The organism is Veillonella montpellierensis (assembly GCF_947090115.1).
In the GTDB taxonomy this organism is placed as follows: Bacteria; Bacillota; Negativicutes; order Veillonellales; family Veillonellaceae; genus Veillonella; species Veillonella montpellierensis.
In genome coordinates, this window is the sequence record NZ_CAMUMS010000003.1 from 30,353 (window position 1) to 48,527 (window position 18,175).

General features: G+C 33.8%; 15 protein-coding genes, 1 other RNA gene and 1 other annotated feature. Of the genes, 1 reads left to right on the top strand and 15 read right to left on the bottom strand.

Going from position 1 to position 18,175, the window contains the following annotated elements:
- Nucleotides 1–61 precede the first annotated feature (61 nt).
- The 4 genes from P6940_RS02130 to P6940_RS02145 form a co-directional block, all read right to left on the bottom strand.
- Nucleotides 62–1,342, bottom strand: coding sequence for a manganese-dependent inorganic pyrophosphatase (locus P6940_RS02130; RefSeq protein ID WP_028257054.1), 1,281 nt, complete (start codon nt 1,340–1,342; stop codon nt 62–64).
- Nucleotides 1,343–1,552: 210 nt separating this feature from the next.
- Nucleotides 1,553–4,666 (bottom strand): efflux RND transporter permease subunit, encoded by a 3,114-nt coding sequence (locus P6940_RS02135; protein ID WP_277293074.1) that lies wholly within the window; start codon nt 4,664–4,666, stop codon nt 1,553–1,555.
- Between the two features lie 11 nt (nt 4,667–4,677).
- Entirely contained in the window at nt 4,678–5,817 is a 1,140-nt protein-coding gene (locus P6940_RS02140) for an efflux RND transporter periplasmic adaptor subunit (protein ID WP_277288080.1), read from the bottom strand.
- Between the two features lie 152 nt (nt 5,818–5,969).
- Nucleotides 5,970–6,380, bottom strand: coding sequence for a TetR/AcrR family transcriptional regulator (locus P6940_RS02145; protein WP_277293075.1), 411 nt, complete (start codon nt 6,378–6,380; stop codon nt 5,970–5,972).
- A 317-nt stretch (nt 6,381–6,697) separates the two neighbouring features.
- Here P6940_RS02145 and ssrA point away from each other — a divergent pair.
- Nucleotides 6,698–7,041: a transfer-messenger RNA gene (gene ssrA, locus P6940_RS02150) on the top strand.
- A 306-nt stretch (nt 7,042–7,347) separates the two neighbouring features.
- On the opposite strand, the gene bioF is transcribed toward ssrA, so the two are convergent.
- The 11 genes from bioF to cysS all read right to left on the bottom strand — a co-directional run bounded on the left by bioF (nt 7,348) and on the right by cysS (nt 17,668).
- Complete coding sequence (bioF, locus tag P6940_RS02155) at nt 7,348–8,508, bottom strand: 8-amino-7-oxononanoate synthase (RefSeq protein ID WP_277293076.1); 1,161 nt, start codon at nt 8,506–8,508, stop codon at nt 7,348–7,350.
- Nucleotides 8,509–8,698: 190 nt separating this feature from the next.
- Complete coding sequence (locus P6940_RS02160) at nt 8,699–9,475, bottom strand: 6-carboxyhexanoate--CoA ligase (protein ID WP_277293077.1); 777 nt, start codon at nt 9,473–9,475, stop codon at nt 8,699–8,701.
- An 80-nt stretch (nt 9,476–9,555) separates the two neighbouring features.
- Nucleotides 9,556–10,050: a hypothetical protein gene (locus P6940_RS02165; RefSeq protein ID WP_038151692.1), complete on the bottom strand. Its 495-nt coding sequence runs from the start codon at nt 10,048–10,050 to the stop codon at nt 9,556–9,558.
- A 285-nt stretch (nt 10,051–10,335) separates the two neighbouring features.
- On the bottom strand, nt 10,336–10,806 hold the full coding sequence (smpB, locus tag P6940_RS02170) for an SsrA-binding protein SmpB (RefSeq protein ID WP_028257060.1): 471 nt from the start codon (nt 10,804–10,806) through the stop codon (nt 10,336–10,338).
- 15 nt (nt 10,807–10,821) lie between these two features.
- Nucleotides 10,822–13,257, bottom strand: coding sequence for a ribonuclease R (rnr, locus tag P6940_RS02175; protein ID WP_338114764.1), 2,436 nt, complete (start codon nt 13,255–13,257; stop codon nt 10,822–10,824).
- A 71-nt stretch (nt 13,258–13,328) separates the two neighbouring features.
- Nucleotides 13,329–13,565: a preprotein translocase subunit SecG gene (gene secG, locus P6940_RS02180; protein WP_156004851.1), complete on the bottom strand. Its 237-nt coding sequence runs from the start codon at nt 13,563–13,565 to the stop codon at nt 13,329–13,331.
- A gap of 21 nt (nt 13,566–13,586) precedes the next feature.
- On the bottom strand, nt 13,587–14,243 hold the full coding sequence (sigH, locus tag P6940_RS02185) for an RNA polymerase sporulation sigma factor SigH (protein WP_277293078.1): 657 nt from the start codon (nt 14,241–14,243) through the stop codon (nt 13,587–13,589).
- Between the two features lie 219 nt (nt 14,244–14,462).
- The gene (locus P6940_RS02190; RefSeq protein WP_038151693.1) at nt 14,463–14,999 is read right to left on the bottom strand and encodes an NYN domain-containing protein; all 537 of its coding nucleotides are present in this window, start codon (nt 14,997–14,999) and stop codon (nt 14,463–14,465) included.
- The gene (gene rlmB / locus P6940_RS02195; RefSeq protein ID WP_028257064.1) at nt 14,996–15,727 is read right to left on the bottom strand and encodes a 23S rRNA (guanosine(2251)-2'-O)-methyltransferase RlmB; all 732 of its coding nucleotides are present in this window, start codon (nt 15,725–15,727) and stop codon (nt 14,996–14,998) included. Before rlmB ends, P6940_RS02190 begins: the two co-directional genes overlap by 4 nt.
- Nucleotides 15,728–15,744: 17 nt before the next feature.
- Nucleotides 15,745–16,224, bottom strand: coding sequence for a Mini-ribonuclease 3 (locus tag P6940_RS02200; protein WP_038151694.1), 480 nt, complete (start codon nt 16,222–16,224; stop codon nt 15,745–15,747).
- Nucleotides 16,214–17,668, bottom strand: coding sequence for a cysteine--tRNA ligase (gene cysS, locus P6940_RS02205; protein ID WP_277293127.1), 1,455 nt, complete (start codon nt 17,666–17,668; stop codon nt 16,214–16,216). The genes P6940_RS02200 and cysS overlap by 11 nt, the downstream gene beginning before the upstream one ends.
- A 60-nt stretch (nt 17,669–17,728) precedes the next feature.
- Nucleotides 17,729–17,929 (bottom strand) — a binding site (T-box leader).
- Nucleotides 17,930–18,175: the final 246 nt, after the last annotated feature.

The window sequence follows — 18,175 nt, forward strand, 5'->3', positions numbered from 1 at the left end:
TCCATTCACACGCATAATAAAAACGTTGCAAAATGCAACGTTTTTATTATGTACTACTCTTTTATTTCATTGCACCTAAAATTGGAGGGACAATTTGCTTTTTACGAGACATTGTTTTTTCTAAGAAGATGGCGTTGTCTGACACTTCTTTGCCGAAGGCTTTCTTGACTGTATCAGTTATATCACCACTAAATATTAAATCAGTACTTTCTTCTAAAATATTAGTAATCATTAAGTAGGAACCTATATATCCATTACTTTGACGCAATTCTTCTAATGCTTTTATGATAGATGACTTGCGATTTAAAATATCTGTCGTATCCATTACAGATATTTGTCCGATAGAAATAGTGTCGTTACCAGCGGAAAATTCTTTCATATCAGTGCGCACAAGTTGTTCATCAGATAAATCAGATACATCGGCACCAGCTTTTAATAACTCCATACCATAGGTCTCTAAATCTACACCAGCAATAGTAGCTAGTCGTGTAGCTGCGTCTTTATCTTTTGGGGTACAAGTTGGAGAACGGAATAAAACTGTGTCTGAAATAATAGCAGATAACATTAATCCCGCAATATTTTTAGGAATATCTTGATTCATTTGCCAATACATATTAGAAATAATAGTAGAAGAACACCCTACAGGTTCATAATGAATAAAAATAGGATTTTCTGTAACTAATCCACCTATTCTGTGGTGATCAATATTTTCGATGATTTCTGCTTCATCAATATCATCAATAATTTGTTTAGCTTCATTGTGATCAACTAAAATAACTTTTTGTTTTTCTTTAGGTGGTTCTGCATTAGCCCATACCATACCTAAATAAACACCATCTTCTACAACAGGAAATGCACCGCTATGACCACGATTAAAATCACTTAATTTTAGAGATGGTGAAATTACTTGACACGCAGTTGTTTTTGCAATTTCTCCAGCAGTAATAGTAAGATTTTTTCCATTTAATGCATCGCTCATAGCATCTAATAAATGTTTTGGGGTAATGACACCTATGTACGAAGAACCGTTAACTACAGGAATACGATTCATCCCTGTTTCTTTGCGCCAAGCATCAATAGCTTTTAAATCAGCGTTTGTATCTATCCCATCGATTGAAACTAATACATCTTTCACTCGTACAGCAAAACTTGTATAAATTTCAGGTTGTTTGAATCCAAAATAGTTGAGAGCAAATGAAGTTTCTTTATTTGCTTTTCCAGCACAAATTGCTTTTGCATTAACACCTAATTGTTGCTTTAAATTAGCATAAGCAATAGCCGAACATATGGAGTCGGTATCAGGATTTTTATGTCCTGTTACTAAAATTGTTGATTTACTCATATATATCACCTCATACATTGATACTTATTGGTATTTATCTTACTTTTAACTCTATAATTATAGCATATTTTATAAATTTTCTTCAATTAGTCACCTTGAGAATACATAAGGAATATGACAAACGAGAAATGAGTTATGATATTACGTATAGCACGATTGCTTATTATTAGTCTATTAGATAGGTCATAAATGGAAATTAACCTATACGCTTTAATCATTACGTTGGCCTAATTTTTCAATTAGAATGAATAACATGGGAATGATAAAGATACCAAATATAGTTGCTGTAGTCATACCTGCTACAACGGTTATCCCCATGGATATACGTGAAGCAGCACCAGCGCCACTTGAAAGTGCTAATGGTATAGTACCAAGAATAAACGCTAACGATGTCATAAGAATAGGTCGTAAGCGAATTTTAGAAGCCTCAATAGCAGCGGATACAAAGTCCATTCCATGATCGACACGAATTTTAGCATATTCTATGATGAGAATTGCATTTTTAGCAGCTAATCCTACTAATGTTAATAATCCTATTTGAAAGTATAAATTATTCGATAATAGGAAAAATCCGGTAAAGTTTAATAACATAGGAACTACTACGGCTCCAAAAATGCCAGAAGGAACGGAGAAAAGTACAGCAAATGGTACTTTCCAAGATTCATATAAAGCGGCTAAGATTAAGAATACAAATATTAAACCGAGTCCCAGTATAATAGCCGATTGTGTACTAGCCTTGCTCTCTTCTCGAGATTGATCCGCCCATGAAATAGAATATCCTGAAGGTAATGGAATTGCTTTTAATGCGGCCATTGCATTGCCAGAGCTTCCAGTTGGAGTTACATTGATTCGTATTGCTAAGGCATTATCAAATCGTGTTAATGTAGCAGCGGATCCAGATTGTTTTTTAGTAATATAATTAGCTATTGGTACTGATTTACCTGCGGAATTTTTAACGTAAATCATATGTAATGCATCTGTATTTTGCCTAAATTCTTGGTCGGCTTGAAGCATTACTTTATAATTTTTACCAAATTCTGTGAAGTCATTCACTTGCAAACTTCCGTAGAATCCTTGTAAAGCTGTATAAATATCTGTTAATGCAACTCCATCATGTGCCGCTTTATCACGATCAATCGCAAAATCTAATGTCGGTGTTGTATTACTAAATGTCGTAAATGCACGTGCAATGGATGGATCTTGATTAGCTGCTGCTACAAATTCTTTAGCAACATTTGCCATAGAATCAGTGCTATCTCCGGCCTTATTGATTAAGTACATAGTTATACCTCCAGTTGCACCAAGTCCTGGTATAGATGGTGGGTTGAGGGCTAATACAGTAGCTTCTGGTACTTCTTTTCCTGCAAAGCCAAAGGTTTTTCTGATTTTGGTATTTAATTGTTGTTCCATTCGAGTTCGTTGATCCCAATCATGTAGTGCTGCAAAGATAGCACCTGCACTTGATTTTTGACTTCCTCCTAATAAGTCAAATCCTGATACAGCAAACACAGTTCGTATATCTGAATCGCTTCGTAAAAAATTAGCTATTTTTTCTAGGATCATATTAGTTCTTGAATTAGTTGCTCCGTCAGGAAGATTGACAGCTACGATATAAAAACCATTATCTTCACTTGGTACAAATGTAGTCGGTGTAAGTTTTAATGCGCCTAAAGAAGTAACTACAAATATTACTAATACAAGAATCGATAACCATAACTTTTTGCTTAGTTTAACAAGAGCAAATCCATACCAATTCGTGAACTTATCAATCCAAGCATTAAAACGCTGTAGCCCACGATGAATAATATCCTCTTTTTCCTTTAATTTGTGTGGTCTCAACATTGTGCCACATAAGGCTGGAGTTACTATAAGGGCTACCATAGCCGATATAATGACTGATACGGCTATGGTTAAAGCAAATTGTTTATATAATATACCTGTCATCCCGCCCATAAATGATACAGGCACGAAAACGGATACTAATACAAAAGCAATGGCTATAACTGGGCCTTGTACATTTTTCATAGCCGCTAAAGCAGCTTCTTTAGGCCGTAATCCATTATATTTCAATTCATATTCTACAGCTTCTACTACTACAATGGCATCATCTACGACAAGACCGATGGCTAATACCATAGCAAATAATGTTAATGTATTAATTGAAAAGTTTAATACTTGGAATGCTGCAAATGTACCTAATAAAGATACTGGTACAGCAATCATAGGGATAATTGTAGAACGCCAAGATTGTAAAAAGATATACACAATTAATAAAACTAATAATAAAGCTTCTACAAATGTATGTAGTACTTCCTCAATGGAAGCGGTTACAAACTCCGTATTGTCAACAACGATATTGTATTCCAAATCTGGTGGAAAGTTTTTAGATTCTTCGTCTAACACCTTACGTACTTCTTTAATTGTTTCTAATGCATTGGCATCATTGGTTAAAGAAATAGCAAAACCTGCAACTGGCTTGTTATTAACTTGTGCTACAAAGTCATAGCTTTTACTAGCTAATTCAATTCGTGCAACATCTCGTAAATGCAATACATTACCATTTATATTAGACAGTGAAATATTGCCAAATTCTTCGACAGATTGTAATTTACCATTTACTTTAATAGGGTATTCAAATTGTTGATCCCCGCTAGTAGGATTAGAACCAATCGTACCAGCAGCGGCCTGCTTGTTTTGCATTTGTAGTGCTTTAGTAATGTCAGCAATAGTAATATTATAGCGAGCCATTTTGGATGGATTTAACCAAACACGCATAGCGTAATCTGCTCCAAATTCTTGGACTGACCCTACCCCATTGATAGACTTTATGGCATTCATTAAGTAGTTACTACCATAATTTTTTAAGAACACATCATTATAGGTTCCATTGGGGGAATTAAGACTAAATATAAATGCCATATCCCCCGTTGATTTTACTGTAGTAACACCTATGTTTTTTACTTCACTTGGTAATGCAGCTTCTGCTGCTGCCACACGATTTTGTACATTTACTGTATCCATATCTGCATCAGTCCCCTGATCAAATTGGATAGATAATGAATAAAAACCATTATTAGAGCTATTAGATACCATATAATCCATATTTTGTACACCAATAACTTGGTTTTCGATAACAGAGGCAACAGTGTTATTAACTATTTCTGCTGTTGCTCCAGGATATATGGCTCTCACTTGTACAGTGGGTGGTGTAATTTGTGGATATTTAGCTACTGGTAAATTTACCATAGATAGGACACCAATCAATGTAATAGCAATAGCAATAACAATAGAAAATATAGGTCGGTTAATAAAAAATTTGGACACGTTATTACCTCCTATTTACCAGTAGATTCTAATTCATTTTTGCTAATACATTTGGCCTTTACGATAGCACCATTTTTTATTTTAGTAATACCATCTACAACAATTTCGTCGCCAGTAGCAACTCCAGATTTTACAATCGTATAAATTCCCTGTGTTCCTGCTATTTCAATTGGTTTTTGAGTGACTTTTCCGTTTTCATCAAGAATATAGATAAAATTCTTATCCAATACTTGGACAATTGCTCTGGATGGTACTAATATGGCATTGTTAACAACCTGTCCAGGAACCATTACAGTAGCAAACATATTAGGTATTAACAAGCCGTCAGGATTAGGGAAAGAAGCTTTTATAATTAATTTACCCGTACCAGGATCTAATGTCTTAGCAGATTGCATGATAGTTCCCATATATGGATATAAAGAACCATCGCCAAGTTTAAGTTGTAATTTGTTATTTGCTCCAAGTCCGAATTCTTTCATAAGGCTCAAATACTCAGCTTCTGTAAGACTGAATTGAACAAAGATAGGATCAATAGAATCGATGGTAACTAATGTGGTTTGTCCTGCTGTTACATAGGTTCCTAAGTCGACATCATTCATTTCAAGGGTTCCAGTGAATGGTGCATATACGATAGTATCTGAAACATTATTTTCTGCAATTTGCATAGCTGCTTCATCGGCATGTACTGCAGCCATAGATTGTTCTGTTGTAGCAGCTTGTGTATCTACTGTTTGTTGAGCAATTGCATTGTCATTAGCTAGTCGTTGATACCGTTCTAAATCACGACGAGCATTTTCATAGGCAGCAGTTGATCTGGCTACTCTAGCTTGAGCACTAGCTAAATCAGCTTCATATTGACGAGAGTCTAATTTATATAGTGGTTGACCAGCCACTACATGATCGCCACCTTTTACATATTTTTCGATAACATAACCTGTTACACGTGCATGAATAGCAGTTTTATTTTGTGCAATAATCGTGCCAGTGTAAGAAGAATTAGTTTGTACATCTGAACTAGAAAGTTTATAGGAGTTGACGATAATATCTCCTTTTGGTGGTGCCTGATGTCCACATCCTGTAGTAGCTATCATGACTATAGACAGACTTATAGCTGATAGTAATACTACTAATTTAGTGTTAAATAATTTCATTACTGTAACTCCTCTCATTTAACGGATTATCCCTTTTAGTATAATATCAGTCCCTTTTAGACAGTATTGATAACATTCATCTAAGCTTTTAGAATTATCATAAAATATAAGCTGCATAAGACCTTTCAGCAATAAAATAGTTGTATCAATATCTACGTTACGAATTTGCCTTTTTTTTGCGCTTCCCATAAAAACTCTTTTAGCTCTTGCCAATCTTTTTCTGTACGCTTTGTACAAAATTCTAATACATCAGGCATTTTAATATATAATTCACGATAATACTCTCCTTGTAATGAGCTAAAAATAGGCGAACGATAGGAAAAATACTTTATCAATTTTTCTTCTACCGTTAATGTAGTATCGATTAGTATAGCATGATGTACTTTATGAAAGTCGTTTACTAAGTTATTTATAATTGTTTCTATGATTTCTTGTTTTGATGAAAAGTGCTCATATAAAGTACGTTTACTGATGTTCAAATTTTTAGCTAAATCATCCATTTTAAACATAACACCTTGTGTTTCAATGGCAATTTTAGCGGCTTCTAAAATTTTATCTTTCATATGGTCCTCATATATAAGTAGAATTAGTAAAAACTTAAAAAGGCTAATTCAGTACCACATCTAATTTTACTGAAAAAAAAGAGGTGTGTCAAACATCCCCCATCTATTGTAATATAGATATATTGTGGCATATCGCTTATAAAGTTTTCTAAAATATGTAAGTATTAATATCTTCTCATAGAATTTTTATATCATGTGTTAAAGTATTTTTTATATCATTATGGAGAGGTAGTGCTGCGGGCGCTTCTGTTCTCATATGATAGGATTTGATATTGACAATAATAGGTATGACTTTTATAATGAAATAACACATACCTGGGGATGTAAAGGTTTCGACAGGGGCGAGTGTGGTATAAATAGCGAGTCGGCGTTCCATTAGGCCGATAAACGGTGGAAAACATTTAAACGCAGAAGAAAATTTTGCATTAGCTGCATAAGCTACGTTCTTCTATCTCTGGCCCGCAGGGATAGAAAGAACGTCAAACAACGGGCTAGCTTAATTTAAAGACTCATATAAATTAAGTAAAATTACATGAGTTAGAAATAGTCTAGTTTGTTAATGTACAAAAACTATTTTGAAATCATAAAACATTAACTGCACTCGGAGAAGTTTATATGGCAACGCTTTTGGACACGGGTTCGACTCCCGTCATCTCCACCATCTATATAGTATTAACAGTAATAAGAGATAGTTTTTATTACTGTTTTTTAGTAGAAAACAGCAACATCTTGTGCATGATTTGTTAGGCGTAATATTCTATAATTTTACGGACTAGTTCTTGCTTAGATGTTGCTGTTTATATGTATAATAAAATTAATTTTACTGCTTATATACGATAATACAGACATACTCTGTTGTTTTTATAGTCTAATTCTCTTCTTATGTATAGAGGAGTTTCATGGAGTGTGGTCATGCAGTAATAATTGTACATATACTTTACTGGAAGTGAGTTGTATATCCTATTTATCATGTATTATTAAAAATAGATATAAATGCATCCACTACTTGATTCAATTGTTCTTCTGTATGGGAGGCAGTAACTGTTAAACGTAATCTTGACTCCCCTTTTGGTACAGTGGGCGGTCTAATCGCAGTTACTATAATACCATTTTCTTTCAATATATCTGATAGGCGTAATGCTTTTTCTGCATCACCTACAATAATCGGGAAAATAGGTGTATGTGAGGTAGCTAAAAGACCTATTCGTTGTAATCGGCTAGATAAATATTTTACATTATCATATAATTTATTAATCAAAGTTGTATCTGATTCGATTAGTTCTAATGCCGCTAAGGCGGCTCCTATATTAGCAGGCGCCAAGGCAGTAGAAAAAATAAAAGGACGGCTAGTATTTATTAGATAATCAGAAATAATGGAGTTTGTTGCAACAAATCCACCAACAGAGCCAAGTGCTTTACTTAGTGTACCAAGTTGTATATCTACTTTATGAGCTAGATGATAATGATGGGCACTCCCTTTACCATTTCCTATGACACCAGTAGCATGGGCATCATCTACCATTAATAAGGCATTATATTTTTCTTTTAGCCAAACTAATTTATCCAGTGGTGCTATGTCCCCATCCATACTAAATACGCCATCTGTTACAATTAATTTATTTTGACTTTGATTGCCATAAGATTGTAATTTTTTCTCTAAATCGTTCATATTACAATGTTCATACGTAATAATATTAGCTTTACTCATGCGACAACCATCGATAATAGAAGCGTGATTTAAGGCATCGCTAAAGATGAGATCATCTTTTCCCATTAGGGCACTAATAGTTCCTACGTTTGCCATATAGCCTGTGTTAAATACTAGAGCCTTTTCCGTCTCTTTATAGGTGGCCAATTCTTTTTCTAATGTAGTGAATAATTTATGCGTACCATTAATTAGTCTAGAACCACCAGAACCTGTACCATATGTTTCTAGTGCACGTATAGCCGCTTGTATAACTTTAGGATGATGTGTGAGGCCTAAATAGTTATTAGAGGCCATCATTACATATTCTTTCCCTTCTAATACAACTGTTGAGGGAGACTTAGGGTAATATTCTGTACAATGACGATATAATTTTTCTATTCTTTTATTTTCTAATAACGTTATATATTTAATTAAATTCATAGCATATTCCTTATCAATATAGTGATATAGTTGTTATTTCTAAAAATTACTTATAAAAATGAGTGCTATTCACTATGAATACTAACATATCTACTATTTTGTAATTAATTTTTACATATACTAGCTTGTATATATGTTAGCACTACTTCAATAAATTACTACTTTGTGTAGTAGATTTTACGAATAACTTTTATTTTATACATGCTTGATTTATATCAACTAGTACATCAGTATTTTCTAAGTAATCTATAATAGGTTCTACTGGCATATGAGGTTGAATAAAAAATACGCGTCCTCCCATAGGTGATGAAGGAACTTTCAGTTTACTAATTCTATGATACGTATGATTACAGCTGACATAGCCAATTACGTATTCTGGATCATCTGACCAACATAGTTCTCCTAATACACCGTTACAAGATGATACCTTACTAGCCAATGTGAGTGCTTCATACATATGGTGTTTACCTGAAAGAACTGTATTAGATTGTATAGCATCCATATGACTTACTCGAATACCACGATCATTAGTAGAATCTAATCGTTTGCCTGTTACGGCATCCAGTAATATGGCACCACGCATATTGGTTGTTAATGTAAGCAATAATTGGATAGCACGATTACAGGCCGTTGGAGTGATACCACTTTTTACTAATAAATCTGTAGCAGTTGCATGTCCTTCCTCTACAGAATTGACAGTATGAGTTTCTATCGGTAAGCTGTTAATATAGATGACGTTGTCTTTATTAACGGTATCAATAGTAAGATTAATATAGTCTGCTTGTCCCTTGGCATGATGTAAAGCCCTAGTGATTAATTCTGATGCAATGGTAGATAACTCGTTATCTGCTACAATCCGTTCTGCACCTGAAATATGTGTACCTCCTGTTTCATGCGATCCACCCTTGGCTGCTCTCATTCGAATACTGTATAACATAATATGATCCTTTATCAATTTACTTATCATTCATTATTATTTTATAATACGAGTGATGACGAGTTAGTATCATCTTTCACTTGATAGGAAATTAAAAAATTTCTTCTTAATTAGGATAGGCAACTTGTTGTGGCAGACAGTGCTTTACTGCGTTTTACGACTAGTATCATGACTTTTGATAAAATAGGGGCCATTATTGCAGTAAATATCATGCCTGGAACGGCTGCAGCTACCAATGCAATACTTAGTTTTCCAAAAAATATACCTAGGGAAATCCGAGATAACGTAGAAGCAATTGGGCCAGCAATGATAATTGATAGTATATGACGTTGGCCAAGATATATGATTAGTCCTACGATTAATCTAAATTGTAGGGCAATCATAACATTGACTATTGTTTGCGTACCGAGTAATAATCCCAACAGACTAGAAATACATCCTGCAATAATGTATTTTTTGAATCCAAAAGATACACATATTGCAATCGCTAATGGTGCAGATAATTGAAATTCTAATCCAGGTATAAGATTAGGAATTTTGATAGCCCCTACAATACTAATTAAAGCAGCAAGAATAGCAATTTCGATAATAGATTTTGTTTTCATCACAGCACCTCGATAAATAAAATTGTTAACTAAAATAATAAAATAAGGTTTACATTTGATTTAATTATAAATAAAGTTGTCTTAATTATCAATAAGAAATTTAAAATATAAAAGAGAATGCCCTACAGTCAATACTTAATAGACTATAGGGCATTCTCTTTTAGAGATATATAATTTTATAGGATCATACAATGCCAGTTTCACGTATTTATGTATCAAAGCTCAGATGAGTACATAAATAGATGCAAGCATAGCTATGATACTAGTAATTTAATGATAAGGGGATTAATATTTTTCTTGTTCTCGTAAGCGACGTTGAATGTCACGCTTTGCATCACGATCTGCTATATCATGACGTTTATCATAATTTTTTTTACCAGTTACTAATCCTAATGTAACCTTTACATAACCATGTGCATAGTGAAAGTTAAGAGGGATTAAAGAGTATCCTTTTTCCTTAATCTGTCCTAATAATTTATGAATTTCAGACTTATGCATAAGTAATTTTCGTGTTCGTTCAGGGTCATGATTAAATCGATTACCTTGATCATAAGGGCTAATATGAACTTGATATAGTAAGATTTCCCCATTTTCAATACGACAAAAACTATCTTTTAAATTTATTTTTCCTTGACGAATTGATTTTATTTCTGTACCAGTTAATGCAATTCCTGCTTCAAATGTATCATGAATATTAAAATCATGTCGAGCTTTACGATTATCTGTAATTAAAGAATTGCTCGTTTTTTTAGACATAGCTATCTCCTTTTGTTATATATGCTTCTTCTTAGCACAGCGAGTTTTATGTTTTTTCTTTATCGGGTTTTTTCCATTATTTTTATCTTTGTAGTGTAATTTTTTTATATAGTATTCTTCCGTGTCATTGTAGAGCTCACTATTTTCTAGATTGCTAGAAATATTTGATATTGATTTATACTTATTACTAGTTTTGTGATGATGAGAGGCGGATGTGCGATCTATTTTTCTCTTGTCTTTAGTATGGTGTGTTTTATGAATTTCTTTTTTCTTACGGGAATAATCAGTTTTTTTAGAATTACTATTCACATTTTTCTCTAGTTGATTTTGTAAGCTCCGTAGATTATCAACCTTGCCAAGTACAAAGTCGATTTGTTTTTTCTCTATGTCCGCTTTAATTAAGGTTACTTCAACCTCTTGACCTAATCGATATATTTTACCAGTCCGTTTTCCAACTAATACAAAGTGCTCTTCTTCATAAAAATAATAATCATCATTCATCATATTAATATGGACAAGACCATCAATGCCATTTTCTAGTTCTACAAACATTCCAAACGATGTAATACTACTAACTTTTCCTATAAAAGTATCACCTATAAATGGCACCATATATTCTGTTTTTTTTAAATCCTCTGCATCTCGCTCAGCTGCTACAGCTATCTGTTCTTGTTTTGATGCATGCTCAGCAGCTTTCATTAAAAACTGTTCATTATAATCACGTTTTATATATCCAGATGACCAATGTAAGTTAGCCTTTAACAATCTGTGCACCATTAAGTCAGGATAGCGACGAATGGGGGAAGTAAAATGTGTATAACAGGATGAGGCTAATCCAAAATGACCTTTGTTTTCAGTACTATATTTAGCTTGTTGCATGGAGCGTAATGTCATTATTTGTGCCACTACTTCAAAATCAGTACCGTTGCTATAGTTTAAAAATTCTTGTATGGCTTTAGGTGTGATTGTGTTTGCATCAAATGTAGTAGAAGAGCCTAGATAATGAGTAACGGTTTGTAATTGATTTAATTTCTCTTCACTAGGCTTTTCATGAATACGGTAGATAGAGGTGTGTTGCGTTTTTTCTAAATGGGAAGCTACGGTTTCGTTAGCTAGTAACATACATTGTTCAATTAACTCTTCGGCTAATGTACGTTCCCTTTTTACAATTCTAAGTGGAGTTCCATCAGTATCTAATAGTACTTTATATTCGGGAAAATTAAAATCTAAGGCGCCTGATTTTTTCCTCATAGCTTTTAGGATCTTAGATATTTCATATAATAATCGAATCATATCCATGAAAGGCGCTAAATCATCAGGGATAATCTGTTGGGTAATCGCTTTATAAACTTCTTTATAGTTACAGCGACGCCCCACATTGATAATAGAAGGTGCTATTTTATAATTTACCACTTTCCCATGAGCATTAATCTCCATGATACATGTCATAGTATTTCTGTCTTCATGAGCATTTAAACTACAAATGTCATTAGATAATATTTCTGGTAACATGGGCACTACACGATCTACTAAATATACACTAGTTCCGCGATTATAGGCTTCTTGATCAATAGCACTACGAGATGTTACATAATGACTTACATCAGCGATATGCACGCTTAATTCAAAATGACCATTATCTAATCGTTTAGCGCTAACAGCATCGTCTAGGTCTTTTGCATCTTCCCCATCGATAGTGATAACCAACTCATCGCGTAAATCCATGCGTGATTGATTATAGTCAACAGATTTCGATATAGCACTACTTTCATCGATAACTTCTGCGGGAAAGGAACATGGTATATGGTGGTTAGCCATGATTAGACTAATATCTAATCCGGTATCTCCCTTATAGCCTAAAATCTCAATGATTTTACCTTCTGCTTTTTTTGTTTCTGTTGGCCACTGTGTAATTTTTACTAGAACTTTAGCACCAGAACGAGCATCTAGTGCATTAGATAAGTCTATATAAATATCATCACCTAGTCGTTCGTCAATCGGTGTAACAAAGCCAAATTTTAATAATCGATCATACGTACCTACAATTGTTTCGTTAGCATGTTCTAAAATTTTGACAATCATTCCTTCGCGATGATGATTTGTACTTGGCGAATTAGACAATAAACGCACTAGTACTTTGTCATTATGCATAGCTTTATAACGATTACTTTCACTGATATAAATATCTTCGACGCCATTTGGCATTAGTACAAAGCCATATGTTGATCGATATGCTTTATAAATACCTTCAAATTCTTCATAGGCGGTACCAAAAGAATATACTTGGTAATTAGTTGTACATAAAATACCTTCGTTCGCTAATTGCCGAGCTATTTTGATACAATTGTTTAATGCATCTGCGCCCTTTATATGAAGAATATAAGCAGCATCTTCAATATGATAGGATTCAGGTGCAATTTCTTTAAAAAAAGAAATTAACTGTGTTCGTATAGAATTCATAGACTCTCACTTTTGTTGATAATTAGTTATATAGAAAAAAGCCTGCATAGCAGGCTTTTTGATTAATATTGATTAAGATAGGCACCAAGTATAAGACTTAAGACCGCAAAAATAATGCCTAATATAATCGTACACTTTGATAAAAAGCCATCTAATCCAGTTTCTCTTCCACCAAATGATTGGTCAGCGGCACCAGAAACACCACTTCCCATTCCGGCTGTTTTAGAAGATTGAAAAATTACTGATAAAATTAATAGAATAGATACAATTACTTCGACTACCATTAAAAATGTTCTCACAATAATCACCCTTCTTAATTACTATACATTCTGTTCTTTAGCTAAGCGCTCTTCTAAATACTTATCTAATTTACGTTTTACACGTTGTAATGCATTATCGATTGATTTTATACTACGACCTGTTTCTTCAGCGATGGTTTGGTAAGGTTTACCATCTAAATATGCTAATAAGACTTCCCATTCTAGGTTGCTTAACATTTTTCCCATCATTAATTCAGTATCTTTGAACTGTTCTTGACTAATTAACAATTCTTCTGGATCAGTAATCGCCCTTTCTGAAAGCATATCCATCAAGGTTCGTTCAGATTCCTCTGTATAGATAGGCTTGTTTAAAGATATATATGAGTTAAGCGGCATGTGTTTTTGTCTAGTGGCAGCCTTAACAGCTGTAATCATTTGTCTAACAATACAGATTTCAGCAAAACCATGGAATGAAGCTTGTTTTTCTGGCTTAAAGTCGCGGATAGCTTTATACAATCCAATCATTCCTTCTTGAATAATATCTTCATAATCAGCTCCCATCAGAAAATAGGATCTTGCTTTAGCACGAACAAAATTTTTATACTTGTTTACAATGAAATCAATAGCAGAGTCATCATCTTTTGTTTGTGCAAGTTTAATAAGAGTTTCATCTGTCATAGTCCTATAGTCAGATGTTTCCTTATGTATCGTATCCATAGTATCCTTGTCCTATTAATAAAACAAATATACATACCATTATACTTGATAGTTATTAATTCTGCAACTTTCTATCAAATACATAAAAATATCTCTACGAAGTATCTGTATAGATAAGGTCTATGAAATATATATAGTATTCTGCAACATATGATTCGTATCTAAAAAAGAGTAACCAATAATGATAGATACACATCATAAAAATCAAACTGCAATAGATTATTTTAATCCACGACGTATTTTTTCTAATTTTTCTGATATGGAAGTATCTAGTAAAGATCCTAGTTCATTACGTTTGATTTGTATAGCATCTCTTGTATGGTCATTTTTATAATGGTTCCGTTCTTCTTCTTTTGAAAGTTGAACCATTCTCCATAATTCGCGAGCAGGAATACGTAATCCTCCGGAACCTAAGATTTGCGTTTGTTCAGCTCCGTCTGAGGTTACTACATAAATATGTTTATATTGCCCTTTTTCATCAAATACTTTCTTTTCAATATACGAGTCTGCTGTTAATCCCGGTGAAGTATATACTTCAATAAAATCATCTGTAATATATTCTTCTTTAGGCATTGTATGAGCATATTGTCCGTCGTACACTAATATGATAAAGTAACCTTTATACTTTCCATAATTTAGTAATATATCACGTAATTGTAGACGTGCATGCTCCAATGATTCATTGGCTAGTGATTGTAAGTCTATCCAGGAAAAAATGACATTATATCCATCTATAATTAAAATATCCTTATTCATACTAACCTCTGGCGCAACGCTTCATACATAAGAACTGCAGCAGCCACTGATGCATTTAGAGAGTTAATAACACCATTCATGGGAATTCTAATTAGAAAATCACAGGATTCTTTAACAAGACGACTAATTCCTTTTCCCTCATTGCCTATAACTAGTACAGTAGGTACTGTCATATCGGCTTCATATAAAGTTTTATCTCCATCCATATGAGCCCCCATCACCCAAAAGCCTTGCTTTTTTAACATGGTAATGGTTTGTACCACATTGCCTACTTGTATGAGAGGGATAGATTCAATGGCACCAGCCGATGTTTTGGCAACCGTAGCATTGATAGGTGCATTATGTCGCTTAGGAATTAGTACCGCTGTGGCACCAACACATTCAGCTGTACGAATAATGGCTCCCATATTGTGAGGATCTTCAATACCATCTGTCAAAATTAGTAGTGGTGCTGTACTTTTAGAGAAACGCTGTAATATATCGCCTAAATCTTGAAATTTGATACTACTAACGAGCGCCACAATTCCTTGATGGGGGATAGTATCAGCATATTTTTGAAGGTGTTTAGCTTTAATTGTTCTAATTTCCACACCTTGTTCTCTAGCTAAGCCTAGTATATCTCTAAAAGCAGAAGAATCTTTGCTGTCATCAATTAATATACGTTGTATAGAACGATTGGCACGCAATGCTTCTCGTATAGCATTTTTTCCTACAATATAATTGTCCACACCTATCTCCTCTCTAACTACAGCGTTTCTAATGTAATGGAAAATGCTGTATCCATGAATGAATTGAGCCGTTCTTTTTGTTTTGTAATGTATAGAAAACCTAATATAGCCTCAAATGCAGTACTAGCTCTATACTCTTGAACGCTACTGCTCTTGGGTACATTAACATGACTATTCCTAGCACGTCTAGCTATGAGTGCTTCAGATTCGTTTAATAAATTAGAAATAGTTACAAATGATGTAGCTTGTGCTTTGGCGTTAATAAAATCAGTAACTAATGCATGTAAAATTTGTACTTTGCTAATAGAAATGCTACATAATTCTACTCGTACATACATGGAATATACTGCATCGCCAATATAGGCTAACATAATAGGATCTAAAGTTTTAGCTATATCAATAGGGAGTGATATTTTTTCATACGCACTACGTATTTCTTTTGCTTTTAGGCGTTTAATTGCTTCTTGCCGTAAAAATTGATACTGTTTAAATTTCACGTTTTTTCCACCGTGCTCCTTGTGGAGAATCTTCAATAGTAATGCCTATATCTGACAAGCTATCGCGAATTGTATCGGCTAACTCCCATTGTTTTTTCTCTCTACATGTTTGGCGTATATGCAAGATAACATTCATTAGTTCATCATATTCTTTAGCACTATTACTGTTTTTAGCTCCATTCCATGCAGATGATAAGATACCAATGATATCTGTCATGAATTTAAAAATTTCTTTTACAGTAGCTAATGTTTCTTTACATACAGTTCCGTTACTGCTTTGTACAATTTGGTAATAAATATTAATTTCTTTGGCTAAGCCAAACATAGAAGAACTGGCAAGTGCTGTATTAAAGTCATCGCACATAGCTTTTTCAAATTCCTCTTTATAATCGTTAGCTTTATCTAACAATGTAGCTGCTTCTTCAGCACATGGTCCTTCAGGGCAAGATTCTAGATACAGTACATTTTCAATAGCCGTAGTAAATCGTTCTAAGGATTTAATAGCTTCGTCTAGTCGTTCATCACTGAAATCCAAAGGACTTCTATAATGGGTACTTAATAAGAAATATCGTAACACATCAGGTGTGTACTGTTCTAATATATCTTTAACTAGGAAAAAATTATTTAAGGATTTACTCATTTTTTCCTGATTAATTGTAATAAATCCATTGTGTAACCAATAACGAACTGATGGATGATGATGAGAACAGCCTTCTGATTGAGCAATTTCATTTTCATGATGTGGGAAAATAAGGTCACTACCACCACCATGGAAATCAAATTCTTCACCTAAGTATTTTTTACTCATAGCAGAACATTCAATATGCCAGCCAGGTCGTCCTTCGCCCCAAGGACTTGTCCAAGAGGGCTCGCCCGGTTTAGCACTTTTCCAAAGTGCAAAATCCATAGGATTATGTTTTCTATCATCAACGTCAATACGGGCACCAGCTTGCATATCTTCTAATGTGCGACCAGATAAATTTCCGTAGTTTTCAAATTTTTCTACACTGTAATATACATCACCATCTAGTTCATAAGCATAGCCATTGTCAATTAATGATTTAATCATAGTAATAATATCTTCCATATGTTCTGATACACGTGGATATATGTCAGCTCGTTTTACATGAAGTGCGTCCATTACATCAAAATAACTATCAATATAACGATTGGCAATTACACTCCAAGCTACGCCTTCTCCATTCGATGTATTAATAATTTTGTCATCAATATCGGTAAAATTTTGCACCAATGTAACTTTATAACCTACATGCGTTAAATATCTTCTAATCACATCCCATGTAACAAAGGGGCGAGCATTACCAATGTGAGGGTGGTTATATGGTGTTACGCCACAGACATAAATTTTTGCCTCTCCCTCATGAACAGGTTTAAATAACTCTTTACTTCTTGTCATGGTATTAAATACAGTAATATCTCTCATCGTTACCGATGCCTCCAATTTCTTAACGTATCTATACATAAAAAAAGACCTATCATCTCATACAGAGACGATGGCCCGCGGTTCCACTCTGTTAATTGTAGTACACAATCACTCAAACGCATAACGGACGATACCGTACAATCCTACATATCGGAATGTCAGCTCCTGAAGGCATTTCCTTTATCTATCCGTAAACCCTCTCACCATCAGTTCTCGCTCAAACGTTAGTTTTAAAGTACTTCTTTCAATCATAGCCTTTATGTCTATCAATATACAATAATTATATATTGATAGATATGAGTTGTCAAATTATTTCGATTTTATGTCGATTCATTGGCAGTGTATGTATGTTAATCGCTATGTCTATATAAATTTAAATCCTTAGTTACTTTAGATGTCATAGGGCGCTCTTTTTTACTAAGCTTCTAATTAGTTTCGCCATATTGGAGATGCTGTATACTTTTATAAATGCAGTAGGTGCTTATATTCATTTTATAGACTAGAGAA

Bases quoted from the DNA above. Each gene is read 5' to 3' on its own strand.
- bioF (WP_277293076.1), bottom strand. From the start codon at position 8,508: ATGAATTTAATTAAATATATAACGTTATTAGAAAATAAAAGAATAGAA.
- cysS (WP_277293127.1), bottom strand. From the start codon at position 17,668: ATGAGAGATATTACTGTATTTAATACCATGACAAGAAGTAAAGAGTTA.
- P6940_RS02140 (WP_277288080.1), bottom strand. From the start codon at position 5,817: ATGAAATTATTTAACACTAAATTAGTAGTATTACTATCAGCTATAAGT.
- P6940_RS02165 (WP_038151692.1), bottom strand. From the start codon at position 10,050: ATGAAAACAAAATCTATTATCGAAATTGCTATTCTTGCTGCTTTAATT.
- P6940_RS02145 (WP_277293075.1), bottom strand. From the start codon at position 6,380: ATGAAAGATAAAATTTTAGAAGCCGCTAAAATTGCCATTGAAACACAA.
- sigH (WP_277293078.1), bottom strand. From the start codon at position 14,243: ATGGATACGATACATAAGGAAACATCTGACTATAGGACTATGACAGAT.
- P6940_RS02190 (WP_038151693.1), bottom strand. From the start codon at position 14,999: ATGAATAAGGATATTTTAATTATAGATGGATATAATGTCATTTTTTCC.
- smpB (WP_028257060.1), bottom strand. From the start codon at position 10,806: ATGTCTAAAAAAACGAGCAATTCTTTAATTACAGATAATCGTAAAGCT.
- P6940_RS02130 (WP_028257054.1), bottom strand. From the start codon at position 1,342: ATGAGTAAATCAACAATTTTAGTAACAGGACATAAAAATCCTGATACC.
- P6940_RS02160 (WP_277293077.1), bottom strand. From the start codon at position 9,475: ATGATAAGTAAATTGATAAAGGATCATATTATGTTATACAGTATTCGA.